13 protein-coding genes are annotated in these 11,594 nt (G+C 71.1%); 4 read left to right on the top strand and 9 right to left on the bottom strand.

All coding sequences use genetic code 11. The features are described 5' to 3' along the window. Positions 1–195: hypothetical protein (locus tag QR77_RS46665; RefSeq protein WP_040022468.1), on the bottom strand; the 195-nt coding region annotated here is incomplete at its 3' end. Then, the gene (locus QR77_RS16045; protein WP_052488796.1) at positions 189–968 is read right to left on the bottom strand and encodes an ABC transporter ATP-binding protein; all 780 of its coding nucleotides are present in this window, start codon (positions 966–968) and stop codon (positions 189–191) included. The genes QR77_RS16045 and QR77_RS46665, both read right to left, overlap by 7 nt. Positions 969–1,100: 132 nt before the next feature. On the opposite strand from QR77_RS16045, the gene QR77_RS16040 reads away from it, so the two are divergent. The 3 genes from QR77_RS16040 to QR77_RS16030 all read left to right on the top strand — a co-directional run bounded on the left by QR77_RS16040 (position 1,101) and on the right by QR77_RS16030 (position 3,735). After that, complete coding sequence (locus QR77_RS16040; protein ID WP_052488795.1) at positions 1,101–2,444, top strand: sensor histidine kinase; 1,344 nt, start codon at positions 1,101–1,103, stop codon at positions 2,442–2,444. Then, positions 2,444–3,088 carry a response regulator transcription factor gene (locus QR77_RS16035; protein ID WP_040022466.1) on the top strand — a complete coding sequence of 215 codons (645 nt, stop codon included), beginning with the start codon at positions 2,444–2,446 and terminating at the stop codon, positions 3,086–3,088. The genes QR77_RS16040 and QR77_RS16035 overlap by 1 nt, the downstream gene beginning before the upstream one ends. A 128-nt stretch (positions 3,089–3,216) precedes the next feature. Then, positions 3,217–3,735: a SigE family RNA polymerase sigma factor gene (locus tag QR77_RS16030; protein ID WP_173476312.1), complete on the top strand. Its 519-nt coding sequence runs from the start codon at positions 3,217–3,219 to the stop codon at positions 3,733–3,735. Between the two features lie 126 nt (positions 3,736–3,861). Here the strand turns inward: QR77_RS16030 and QR77_RS16025 are convergent, their stop codons facing one another. The 7 genes from QR77_RS16025 to QR77_RS15995 form a co-directional block, all read right to left on the bottom strand. Continuing rightward, positions 3,862–4,677, bottom strand: coding sequence for an MIP/aquaporin family protein (locus QR77_RS16025; RefSeq protein WP_040028076.1), 816 nt, complete (start codon positions 4,675–4,677; stop codon positions 3,862–3,864). A gap of 188 nt (positions 4,678–4,865) precedes the next feature. Continuing rightward, the gene (locus QR77_RS16020) at positions 4,866–5,717 is read right to left on the bottom strand and encodes a colicin immunity domain-containing protein (RefSeq protein WP_040022462.1); all 852 of its coding nucleotides are present in this window, start codon (positions 5,715–5,717) and stop codon (positions 4,866–4,868) included. A gap of 7 nt (positions 5,718–5,724) precedes the next feature. Beyond that, a complete protein-coding gene (locus QR77_RS16015; protein ID WP_236710679.1) occupies positions 5,725–6,423 on the bottom strand; it encodes a DNA polymerase ligase N-terminal domain-containing protein in 699 nt (232 codons plus the stop codon). A 92-nt stretch (positions 6,424–6,515) separates the two neighbouring features. Further along, complete coding sequence (locus tag QR77_RS16010) at positions 6,516–7,100, bottom strand: TMEM165/GDT1 family protein (protein WP_040022461.1); 585 nt, start codon at positions 7,098–7,100, stop codon at positions 6,516–6,518. A 319-nt stretch (positions 7,101–7,419) separates the two neighbouring features. Beyond that, positions 7,420–7,902 (bottom strand): hypothetical protein, encoded by a 483-nt coding sequence (locus QR77_RS16005; protein ID WP_236710678.1) that lies wholly within the window; start codon positions 7,900–7,902, stop codon positions 7,420–7,422. A 46-nt stretch (positions 7,903–7,948) separates the two neighbouring features. Next, a complete protein-coding gene (locus QR77_RS16000; protein ID WP_236710677.1) occupies positions 7,949–8,797 on the bottom strand; it encodes a heavy metal-binding domain-containing protein in 849 nt (282 codons plus the stop codon). 118 nt (positions 8,798–8,915) lie between these two features. Further along, positions 8,916–9,929 (bottom strand): heavy metal-binding domain-containing protein, encoded by a 1,014-nt coding sequence (locus QR77_RS15995; RefSeq protein WP_052488793.1) that lies wholly within the window; start codon positions 9,927–9,929, stop codon positions 8,916–8,918. A 365-nt stretch (positions 9,930–10,294) separates the two neighbouring features. On the opposite strand from QR77_RS15995, the gene QR77_RS15990 reads away from it, so the two are divergent. After that, the gene (locus QR77_RS15990; RefSeq protein ID WP_040022460.1) at positions 10,295–11,563 is read left to right on the top strand and encodes a sensor histidine kinase; all 1,269 of its coding nucleotides are present in this window, start codon (positions 10,295–10,297) and stop codon (positions 11,561–11,563) included. Positions 11,564–11,594 lie beyond the last annotated feature (31 nt).

Raw genomic sequence — 11,594 nt, 5'->3', positions numbered from 1 at the left:
CCGCAGCGTGCCGGACGCCTCGACCACGACGGGGGCGGCGGCGAACCGCTCGGGCCCCCGGTGCGGCGCGCCGAACGTCGCCGCGAGCGCCAGACCCGTGGCCGCGATCAGCCCCACCCCCAGCGCCAGCGCGACGAACGAGCCGACGAACGTGACCCAGCGGGTCCGCACGCCGCGCAGCGCCAGGCTCAGCACGGGACCACCGACAGCCGCGTCATCCGCGCGGCGATCCGCTCGGCGGACGGGTCCTGCAACTCGTCCCGCAGCGAGCCGTCGGCAAGGAACAGCACCCGGTCCGCGTACGACGCGGCGACCGGGTCGTGCGTCACCATGATCACCGTCTGGCCCTGGTCGACCATCTCCCGCAGCAGCGCCAGCACTTCACGCCCCGTCGTCGAGTCGAGCGCGCCGGTCGGTTCGTCGCCGAAGAGCACATCGGGCCGGGTGACCAGCGCCCTGGCCAGCGCGACCCGCTGCTGCTGACCGCCGGACAGCTCGCCGGGCCGGTGCCGGGCCCGGTCGCGCAGCCCCACCCGTTCCAGTACGTCGAGTACGTGGGCGCGCGCCGGCCGCCGTCCCGCCAGGCGCAGCGGGAGCGCCACGTTCTGCTCGGCGGTGAGCGCGGGCAGCAGGTTGAAGGCCTGGAACACAAAGCCGATACGGTCGCGGCGCAGCAGCGTCAGCTTCGACTCGCTGAGCCGCGTCAGCTCGGTGTCGCCCAGGAACACCTGCCCGCCGGTCGGCCGGTCAAGACCCGCGGCGCACTGGAGCAGGGTCGACTTGCCGGAGCCCGACGGGCCCATGACGGCGGTGAACGTGGCCGGAGGGATGGAGAGCGTCACCTTGTCGAGGGCGGTCAGGGCGTCGGCCCCACCACCGTAGGAACGGCTGACCGAACTGAGCCGGACCGCCGGGAGTTGGACCGCCGGGAGGCCAACGGCTGGGACCCGGGCTGCTGGTTGCTTCATGCCTCCCACCCCACCGCCTCCGCGCCTCCCGCACATCGCCGCCAGCGGGCATCCGTGAGGTGAGGCAGCACCCGTCCGAAGGTGGAGCCAGGTGGGTGGTCCGCCCCCGGCCCGGTCTCCTACCGTGCGGTCATGGACTCCGTCGGCCCCCGCACTCTCCAACAGGCACTGCGCACGCCTCGCTATCTCCTCAGCGGCTGGCCGTGGCGCGCGGCCCTCTACCTGCTGAGCAGTGTGCCGATCGGGCTCGGCGTCCTGGTGTCGCTGCTACTCCTGACGGTCTCCGGAGCCGCCCTCGCCGTGCTGCTCATCGGGATCCCGCTGCTGCTGACCCTCGCGCTGCTGGGCATTCCGGTGGCCTCGCTGGAGCGCCGCAGGCTGCGCCTGATCGACCCGGCGCCGATCGGCGGAGCGCACCGGGACCCGGAGCGCACCGGCCCCGCCGCGTGGGCGCGCACCCGGTTCGGGGAGCCGTCCACCTGGGGGGAGTTGGGGTACGCGGTGCTCTTCGCCCTCGTGCTGTGGCCGCTGGAGGGGCTGGTCGTCGGGGCGGTGGCCGCGCTCTCCGGCGGGCTGCTGGCCGCACCTGTGCTGCTGGCCACGGCCGGCGGCGGCGAGGAGGTCCGCGTCCTGAAGATCTGGGTGGCGCATTCGTATCCGCAGGCGTTCGCCGCCGCGCTCCTCGGACTGCTGCTTCTGCCGCTGCTGGCCTATGTGCTGGGCGGCGCGGCTGTGGTGCGCGGTCGGCTGACCCGCCGGCTGCTCTCCCCCCGGCACGCAGAACTCGACACCCGCATACGGGAGTTGGGCCGCTCCCGGATGCGATTGGTGGACGCCTTCGAGGCGGAGCGCCGCCGTATCGAGCGTGATCTGCACGACGGCGCCCAACAGCGGCTCGTCGCCCTCTCCATGACGCTGGGCCTGGCCGGACTTGAGCACCCGGCCGAGCCGTTGGGCGGCCTGCTGTCCCGGGCGCGGGAGGAGGCGGGGGCGGCGCTGCTGGAGATCAGGGAGCTGATCAGGGGCATCCACCCGCAGGTGCTCACCGACCGCGGTCTCGGCGCGGCCGTCGAGGACATCGCCGACCGGTCGGCGATCCCGGTGGATGTGGACTTCGAGTTGCCGGAACGTCCCGCCGAGCCGATCGAGACCGCCGTGTACTTCGCCGTCTGTGAGGCGCTGGCGAATGTGGCCAAGCACAGCGGCGCGACCCGCGCCCGGGTGACCGGCCGGATCGACAAGGGACACCTGCTGGTCGAGGTCGGCGACAACGGCCGCGGCGGGGCGACTACGGCCGCCGGCACCGGACTTCAGGGGGTGGCCGACCGTATCTCGGTGCTCGACGGCCACCTGCTACTGTCCAGCCCGCCGGGCGGCCCGACCGTGTTCCGCCTGAGGGTTCCGTGCGCTCCCGACGCTCCCGGCGCTCGGCGCGCTCCCCGAAAGCCCCTCGCTCCCGCCCGAAGGAGTCTCTAGTGCCGCGCATCGTGCTGGCCGAGGACAGTGTGCTGTTGCGCGAGGGCCTCGTCTCGCTGCTGGAGCGCTTCGGGCACCAGGTCGTGGCCGCAGTGGGCACCGCCACCGAACTGACCGACGCGGTCGACGAGTTCACCCCGGACATCGTGGTGACCGATGTCCGGATGCCGCCCGGATTCTCCGACGAGGGCCTGCGTGCCGCCGTCGCGCTGCGCGAACGCCGGCCCGGCCTGCCCATCCTCGTACTCAGCCAGTACGTGCAGCGCGCCTACGCCGAGGAGTTGCTCGACTCCTCGGACGGTACGGGCGTCGGCTACCTCCTCAAGGAACGCGTCGGGAACGTCGAGGAGTTCATGGACGCCCTCCAACGGGTCGCCGACGGCGGGACGGTGGTGGACCCCGAGGTCGTACGCCAACTGCTCAGGCACCGGCGCGATCCGCTGTCCCGGCTCACCGTCCGCGAGCAGGAAGTCCTCGCGCTGATGGCGCAGGGCAAGTCCAACGCGTCGGTGGCCGAAGGGCTGCGGATCAGCGAGGGCACGGTCAGCAAGCACTTCGGCAGCATCCTCACCAAGCTCGACCTGTCGCTGACCGAGTCCACCAACCGCCGCGTGCTCGCGGTCCTGACGTACCTGCGGGGTTGAGGGCTCTCGTGAACCCCCGGATCCATGTGACGTAGACCTCACCGGGCAACCCGATCCGGCTCCCACCTGGTTGGCACAGGATGTGAGGGAGAAGTCATGGACAGGGGTGCGATGGCAAGGGCGCGGTGGTGACGGTACCGGCGCAGGGCTTCGAGGAGTTCGTCGCCGCGCGCGGGCCTCGGTTGCTGCGGGTGGCCTGGCTGTTGACGGGCGACGCCCACCTGGCCGAGGACCTGTTGCAGACGGTGCTGGCCAAGGTGTGGCCCAAGTGGCACCGCATCGCGGACGAGAACCCGGAGGCGTACGTACGCAAGGCCCTCGTCAACACCTCCGCCTCGTGGCGGCACCGGCGCTGGTGGGGCGAGGTGCCTCACGAGCGGCTGCCGGACCTGAGCGTGGCCGACGCCTTCGACGCCGTCGATCTGGAGCGTTCGCTCGCCGCCGAGATACGCCGGCTGCCGCCGCGCCAGCGCGCGGTCGTCGTCCTGCGGTACTTCGAGGACCTCAGCGTCGAGGAGACGGCCAAGGTGCTCGACTGCCGTCCCGGCACCGTCAAGAGCCAGGCGTCCAAGGCGATACGCGCGCTGCGCGGCCGGCTGGGTGCGCCGCAGGCTCCCGTCGCCGCGGTGACCGATCAGCGGCACTGACGACGCGAGATCCGGGCCTCGCACGCCACACCCCCCTCATACGCGACAACCCGCGTCTGCCACCACAGCGGTGGCAGACGCGGGTCGCGGATACGGAACGGCTGTGCGCCGCGTCCGTACGGGGCGTCAGATCCCGGTGACCGGTGCGCGTCCTGGCTCCGGGGTCTTCTCCGTCGGCAGGAAGCGGCCGACCAGGACGCGGTACATGCCCGCGCCGACCAGTCCGCCGACCAGGGGCCCGACGATCGGTACCCAGAAATAGATGTCGCCGTACTGATCTCGCCACGCGTGCCGGTACCCGGTGATGAAGCTCGCCAGCCGGGGGCCGAAGTCACGGGCCGGGTTGATGGCGTATCCGGCGTCGGTACCCCAGGCCATCCCGATGGCCACCACCAGCAGACCGGTGATCAGCGCTCCGAGGTTGGCCCCGGGGGGCGTGTTCAGCAGGTCGGTGATGGCGAAGATGACAAAGAGCAGGATGGCGGTGCCGATGATCTGGTCGCGCAGCGCTCCCCACTCACTCACCGGCAGCGTGCCGTTTCCCGGGAGGGTGGAGAACACGGTCTGGGTCTTCGTGGTGTGGCCCGGGTCGGCCTTGGCCAGCACTTCGGTGTAGTTCCAGCGCACCAGCAGGGCGGCCACGAATGCCCCGAGGGTCTGGGCGGCCCAGTAGGGGACCACCTTCTTCCAGGAGAAGCCCCGGAAGGTCGCGAGCGCCAGGGTCACCGCGGGGTTGATATGGGCACCGCTGAGGCGGGCGGCGACGTACACACCGAGTGTCACGCCGAGGCCCCAGGCCCAGGCGATGCTGTCGTGGTCACCGAGCTGTGCGGCCGACACCTGAGCGACCACTCCGCATCCGAAGAGGATGAGGATCATCGTGCCGGCGAACTCGGCGGACATTTCACCGATCAGACCGCTGTTTTTCAAGCCCTTTGCCATGAGCACCTGCCTCCAGTACATCCCTGACTATTTCCCCTGACAATAGGGCGAAAAGGGTACAGTGACCGTTCTCTGAACGGGTCGCCGCGCGTCGGAGTGTGACGGTTGTAGGCCAAGGGGGTGAGTGAGACGTTCCGGCCCGGTGGTGCGCCCCGGCGGTACGGCCCGTCTTGTAGGGCTTCAGGGCTTCAGGGCTTCAGCGAGTCGAGCGCGGCCAGCCGCTCGCGGACCACTGTCCGCAGCCCGTCGTCGTCCAGATCGCCCGGCTCGGTGAGGGCCGGTTCGGCGGCGTAGTCCTCCAGCGCGTGGAAGACCCCGTCGAGGATGTGCTCGAACTCCGCCCGCAGCCGTTCCCGCCGGGCGTGGGAGCGCCGGCGGGCGGCGTGCCAGGACCGCGCGAAGGCCGGCCCGCTGATCCGCGCGCCGGCGAACTGCTCCATCAGGGAGACCTGTTCGGCGGTGCCGGATCCGGCCGTCGGTTCGCGCTTCGACGCCCAGGCCGTCTGCCGTATCCGGAAGGCGCCCGCCGCCTCGGCCATCGCGGGATCGGCGCGGTCGCCGAGGTGTCTCACATACCGCTTGAAGTCGATGACGGCCCGGTCGTGCCCCTCGGGCACGCAGAGCCGCAGGATCGCGTCTCCCCCCGCCATCAGGGCGTAGCCGTGATCCGTCACGAGCAGCGCCGCCGACCGGTCGGGCAGCCCGGCCAGCCAGCTCTCGCCGCGTGGACGCATCGCCCGGAGCCCTCGGAGCATGCCCTCCGGGTCGGCGGGGACGCGGACCGTCCGAACCCCGGGGGGCCCGGCGCCCGGAGTGCAGGCGATCACATGGTCATGGCCGGTGCCCCGCGCGCCGGAGCTGAGCCGCCTCGCCAGTCGCGCTTCGCCGCCGTCCGGGGTGGCGGGGTCGATGAGCGGGACGACCTGCTTGTCGCCTTCCGCCAGCCATGCTTTTCTGAACGAGACGTGATCGGCGAGCAGTTGATCCGCCCACGCGCACGCCGACGCACCGCTCGGGGGCTCCGGCGGTCCCTCGGGCATGGCGGTCTCACGCTCCCGTCTCGTCCGCTTCGTTGGGCTCGTCCGTCTCCTCGGACTCCGACTCCGCTGCCTCGTCGGCCACTTGGCGCAGCGTACGGCCGGAGAGCGCCGACCGGGCCCGCCGGGGATCGGGTGTGCCGCTCGCCGCGGTCTTCGCCGCCGGTCTCCCCTTCTCCTTGCGCTCCTTCTCCTTGACGAGCAGCCAGGCCTCCCGCTCGCCGTCCTTGCCGCTCCGGATGCGGGTGAGGGCGTAACCGCCGTGCAGCTTCGCGCCGTTGAGGGTGAAGGAGGCGTGGCCGCGCTCCAGTGCCCGGGCGAACGCGTCAGGGCCGTCGCTGTGGTGCGGGCGGTACGTGCCCCTGTCCCAGACGATGACGGCCCCGGCGCCGTACTGGCCGCCGGGGATGACCCCCTCGTACTCCTGGTACTCCAGCGGATGGTCCTCCGTGGGCACCGCCAGGCGCTTGTCGTTCGGGTCGGTGGACGGCCCCTTCGGCACCGACCAGGACTTCAGTAGCCCGTCCACCTCCAGCCGGAAGTCGAAGTGCGTGGTGCTCGCCTCATGGATCTGGATCACGAACGACGGTTCGTCGCCGGGCGGGGACTCCGCGCCCCGGGGCTCGCCCGTGGTGTCGAAGTGCCGCTTGCCGCGGTACAGCTTCAGCCGGTCCTCGTCGCCGTCGCCCACAGCAGGCTCCTCTCGCACGCCCTGTTTGTACCCTTACGATACGGTTCGACACAGATTCGGGCCGCGAACAGGGCTCAGGCCGCGAACAGGACTCAGGCCGCGAACAAGGCTCAGGCCGTGAACACCTCGACCAGCGACCAGATCGCCAGGCCCAGCATGCACAGGCCGCCGATGCGCTGAACGGTCTTCAGCGGTACGCGCTTCGCGATGAAGCGCCCAGCGATCAGCGCCAGCGCGGAGACGGACATCAGGGCCGCCGCCGAACCGATCGCCGTGGACCAGGTGCCGTTCGTGGCGGCCAGGTTGGCGGTGGTGATCTGGGTGAGGTCGCCCCACTCGCCGATGAACACGGCCATGAAGGCGGTCGAGAAGACCGGCCAGAAACCGGTGACCGCTGTCCCGGCCGCGTCGTCACCCTCGTCCCCGCTGCCGGCCCGCAGCAGCATGAAGGCGCCGAAGCCGAAGAGGATCGCGGAGACGAGCTTGACGCTCCAGCCCGGCAGCAGGCCGATCAGGCTGCCCGCGCCGATCGCGATCGCGACATGCACGATGAACGCGGTCGAGGTGCCGAACCACACGTACAGCGGGCGCATGCGCGTACCCATGGCCAGCGAGGCGAACATGGTCTTGTCGGGAAGCTCCGCGAGGAAGATCAGCCCGAAGGCGGTCAGGACCGCCACGAGGTCGAGGTTCATTCCAGGGCTTTCGTTAAGGACCGGGCCCGGGGATCTTCGCGATACGCACCAGGGCGCCGGGAGGACCACTCGGCCCGGCACGACGGCGCACCCGTGCGACCACGGGTACGTCAAATGCCTGACCGAAGGTCTCGTCCACCACCGCTCGCGCGGTGGCCCGGAGGCCGGGCCACCCAGACAGCGGGTGGCCAGTATGTCGACCGGCCGGTATTGCGGGACTACTCCCCTTCGCCGTCATCGTACCGGGTGTCCGCCCGCCGGAATCCGCCGCCCGGCCCCTGTTTGCCCAAGACCTGGTTGGCCTCCGGGCCCCGCCCGCTCAGTCGCCGAGCAGCAGCCGCTCCAGCGCCGTACGGGCCTGGGCGTCCGAGCGCGCCCGTACGGCCACGGCCTCGGCGAGCCTGCGCGTCCACTCCTCCAGCGGCACCGGCGTACGGGACAGCACGACGCCCCGCACCACCTTGGCGACCTCGCTCGTCGTACGCCCGTGTGCCAGGGTCAGGATCAGCCGCTGGTCGTCCAGCGTGATCTCGACCCGCTCCACCCTGCCCTCCCGGCCGGCGAGCCGGTCGCCCATGCTGCGCCTGCGTTCCAGCGCGACGGCGTCCCGTGGCAGCGCCTCGGCCAGCGAACCGCTCAGGACCTGGGCGTACAGCTCCAGGTCGGCGGCGTCCCTGCGGAGCGCCGAGGCCAGGGCGTCGACGGACTCGACGGATCCGGACCCCGGGGCCCCGGACCGCTCGCCCCCGGCCTGTTCGCTCAGGTCGTTCGAGTCCGCCGGTTCCAGCTCGCCGTCGCTCATCGGGGCTCCCCTTCGTCATCCATCGCACCCTCCACAGCCCAGGCTGTCACCCGTCCAGGCTGAGCACCATGGTCGGCCGCTCGATCTCGTGATCCGGACGCAGCGGCCTGACCGCCGTACCGATCGAGAAGAACTCCGTGGTGTGGCCGCCCCAGCGGTGGTTGTGCGCGTTGAGCTGGACGCCGACGACGCCCTCGGCGTCCAGTTCCTCGGCCTCCGCCTGCATCCGGGCCATGGCCAGCTCACGCGCGTCGTAGAGCGCCTGGGTGAACTGCTCGATCTCGACGTTCTTGCCGAAGTTGGCGAAAGCGGCGCCCATCCGCTGGTGCGCGATGTGGTAGACGCACGTACCCATGACCATGCCGAGCGGCGCGTAACCGGCCCGGATCAGCGTCCAGAAGTCCTGCCCCGACAGGTCCGAGGTGAACGGCTGGCCCTTGTTGTTGCGCCAGATGCCCCCGCCGGGCGGCGGCTGATCGGCCTTGACCGCCGTACCGATGGCGATGAACTCGGCGATGTCGTTGCCGAACTCGCGCGCCTCCACACTCAGCCGTACGCCCACGATCCCGTCGGCGCCGAGCTGCGCGGCCTCGGCCTCCATCCGGGTCATCGCCAGCTCACGGGCGTGGTACATCGCCTGGCTGAGCGTGTCCAGCTCCTGGTTCTTGCTCCAGCGGCCGATCTGGATGCCGACGTGGTAGATCGAACTGCCGAGAACCAGCCCGATCGGCCGGAAGCCCGCCTCCCTGACCAGCAGGAACTCGTTCACCGACAGGTCGCTGGTGAAGATCGACCCCGCCTTGCCCGGCTCCAGGTCCGCCAGCCGGCGCATGGCGTCGGCGGGCACTCCCTGATCGTTCGGGCCGCTGTTCTTGCCTTTGCCGTCGCCGCTCACTTCGCCACCTCTGTTCTCGTTCCCGCGTAGTTGCCGGTCCCTGCGTGCCTGCTCGTCCCCGCGTACCTGCTCGTCCCCGCGTGCCTGCTGGTCTCCGGTTGCCTGCTCCCGGAGTACGTCATCCCTGGTCGCCCAGTTCGATCAGTTCGAGGGCGATCCTGCGGCGCTCGGCCGGATCACCGTACGGACTGGACTCCACGGCGGCGAGCCTGCGGCGCAGCCGCTCCCCGCGCTTGCCCAGCGGCATCACGGCGAGGGTCGGCGGGCGCCGCGTACCCGCCTCGAAGCGGGCGATCGTCGTGCCGACCATCGTCGCCTCGGCCACATGGTCCTCGCCCTCGGACCCGAAACGGGAGGCCCGGATGCAGGACTCCCGCCAGATCCGCAGGTCACCGCTGGCCAGGATCACACCGTCGCCGCCACGCCGCAGACCTTGCAGTTCGAGCTGGTGCCTGGCGTCGCCGCGTACGTCGGTGACCAGCTCGCTCCACGCGTTGACCTCCGTATTGCCCCAGGACATCGCCTGCGAGCGGGTGCCGAAGTCGTCGTGGCGCACCCCGATCGACATGCCGACCAGCAGCTCCACCGGAATCCAGCCGGCCGTGACCAGCTTGGCGAACCCCTGGCCGTCGAGGTGGCAGGTGAAGGGCTGCGGCGACCGTACGTCCCCGTGGGCCCGCACGGCCGTGCCGATCACCTTGAACTCCAGGCAGTTCGGCTGCGAGGGGAAGGGCGCCATGGTCATCTCGGCCGCCACCACACCGTCGCCGCCCAGCGCGGTGCACTCGGCGGCCAGCCGTCCCAGTGCCGTACGGCGCGCGTCGTCGAAGACCTGGACGAGCGAGCTGGACGGCGCGCCGTTCCCGGAGAGCGCGACCGGCCCCGGCGCGGTCGACATCGTGAAGCCGGCGCCGTAGTAGAGACAGTCGTAGTAACCCCAGTACCGGCCGGAGCGCCCTACGTGGTAGACGGCCGAGCCCATCGCCTGGCCGACCGGTTCGAAGCCCACCGAGCGGATCGCGGTGAACTCGCCGGTCGACAGCGCGGACGACCACGTACCGCTCCGCCGCGCCTCTGTGATGCGTTCCTGCGCCGCCGGCGGCAGGCCGCTGCCGCTCCATGGCACCGACACCGGTCCCACCCCCTGTCACGAGGTTCGAGGATTCGTGAATTCGTCAATTCTTCGGTGATGCGAGGACTGTCCACACGTGTCCCGTCTCTCCGCACCATAATCGAGGTGTCTGACGGTGCGGCAGACGGCCACGCTCGACGTCCTGAGACGAGTCACACAGATCACTCCTCTCACCGCTCTTGTCGCCGGACTTGTCGCCGCTCTTCCTCCGCTCTTCCTCCGGATCCTCCCCGGGGCTCCGCCCGGGCGTGGTGGTGCAGGCACCACCACGGTTCGGGTGCGCAGGCCGATACCCAGGTCCGGCCGCTCCGGTCACACTGGGACGAGGTCCGGGGCGCCCGGACCTCGGAGGAGAGGGACCCACCATGAACGCGACGAAGGCGCGCGACGCTGCTCCGGCAGCCGCGCAGGGCCTGGCGCTGGCCCTGATGTCCCTCGCCGGCTCGATCACGGTCTTCGTCCTGGCAGTCGTCTCGATCGCCCTGGTCGTCGCCGGAGTGGGCCTGTTCTCCACCCCCGCCGTCCTGACCCTGGTCAGAGCGCACGCCAATCAGCGCAGGCTGCTGGCCGCGCAGTGGACCGGGACGCGGATAGAGGTGCCGTACCGCCCCTTCCCGAGCGATCTGCGGACCGGGGTCACGGGGCAGGTCGAGCGCTGCATGCTGATGCTGAAGGACCCGGCGACCTGGCGGGATCTGCGCTGGCTGCTCACCGACATGACGGCGGGCGCCACCATCGGGATCACGCCGGCGGCGCTGTTCGCCGAGGGTGTGTACGGGGTACTGCTCAGCCTCGGGCTGTGGCTGCCGATCCATGGCGGGGTGGGGCAGTTCTGGTACCTCTTCGTGCCGGTCGACGGCTGGCCGACCGCGATCGTCGCCGGAGTGGTGGGCGTCGGGGCCTTCCTGCTCTGCGCCCAGTTCGGCAGGCGACTGCTCAAGGCGCACTTCCTGCTCGCGAAGGCGTCCCTCGCCCCCACGAAGAAGGCCGAACTCGCCCAGCGCATCAACCGGCTGACCGAGACCCGGCACGAGGCCGTCGACGCCTCGGCCACCGAACTGCGCCGCATCGAGCGGGATCTGCACGACGGCGCGCAGGCCAGGTTGGTCGCCATGGGGATGCACCTGGGCACCATCGAGGCGCTGATAGAGAAGGACCCCGCGCGGGCCAAACAGCTCATCGGGATCGCCCGCAGGTCGTCCGCCGAGGCGCTGACCGAACTGCGCGACCTGGTACGGGGCATCCACCCGCCGGTCCTCGCCGAACGCGGCCTCCCCGACGCCGTACGGGCGCTGGCGCTGCGCGTACCCATCGCGACCGAGGTCGAGGTGGACCTCCGGGGCCGCGCCGAGGCCCCCGTCGAGTCGGCGGCGTACTTCGCAGTCAGCGAGAGCCTGACGAACGTCGTGAAGCACTCGGGCGCCGACCGCATCTGGGTGGACATGCACCACGCGGACGGCATGCTGCGGGTGGCGGTGAGCGACAACGGCAAGGGCGGCGCCTCGATCGGCGCGGGCTCGGGGCTGAGCGGGATCGAGCGCAGGCTCGGCACGTTCGACGGGATCCTCGCGGTCAGCAGCCCGGTGGGCGGCCCGACGATGGTGACGATGGAGATCCCCTGCCAACTCGCGTGAGCGGGGGGGTGTGGTGGCGGGGAGGGGTGGC

This window comes from Streptomyces sp. 150FB (genome assembly GCF_000818195.1).
Classification (GTDB): domain Bacteria; phylum Actinomycetota; class Actinomycetes; order Streptomycetales; family Streptomycetaceae; genus Streptomyces.
This window is presented reverse-complemented; position numbering and strand designations above follow the sequence as displayed.

Bases quoted from the DNA above. Each gene is read 5' to 3' on its own strand.
- QR77_RS16045 (WP_052488796.1), bottom strand. From the start codon at position 968: ATGAAGCAACCAGCAGCCCGGGTCCCAGCCGTTGGCCTCCCGGCGGTC.
- QR77_RS16040 (WP_052488795.1), top strand. From the start codon at position 1,101: ATGGACTCCGTCGGCCCCCGCACTCTCCAACAGGCACTGCGCACGCCT.
- QR77_RS16025 (WP_040028076.1), bottom strand. From the start codon at position 4,677: ATGGCAAAGGGCTTGAAAAACAGCGGTCTGATCGGTGAAATGTCCGCC.
- QR77_RS16020 (WP_040022462.1), bottom strand. From the start codon at position 5,717: ATGCCCGAGGGACCGCCGGAGCCCCCGAGCGGTGCGTCGGCGTGCGCG.
- QR77_RS16010 (WP_040022461.1), bottom strand. From the start codon at position 7,100: ATGAACCTCGACCTCGTGGCGGTCCTGACCGCCTTCGGGCTGATCTTC.
- QR77_RS16005 (WP_236710678.1), bottom strand. From the start codon at position 7,902: ATGAGCGACGGCGAGCTGGAACCGGCGGACTCGAACGACCTGAGCGAA.
- QR77_RS15990 (WP_040022460.1), top strand. From the start codon at position 10,295: ATGAACGCGACGAAGGCGCGCGACGCTGCTCCGGCAGCCGCGCAGGGC.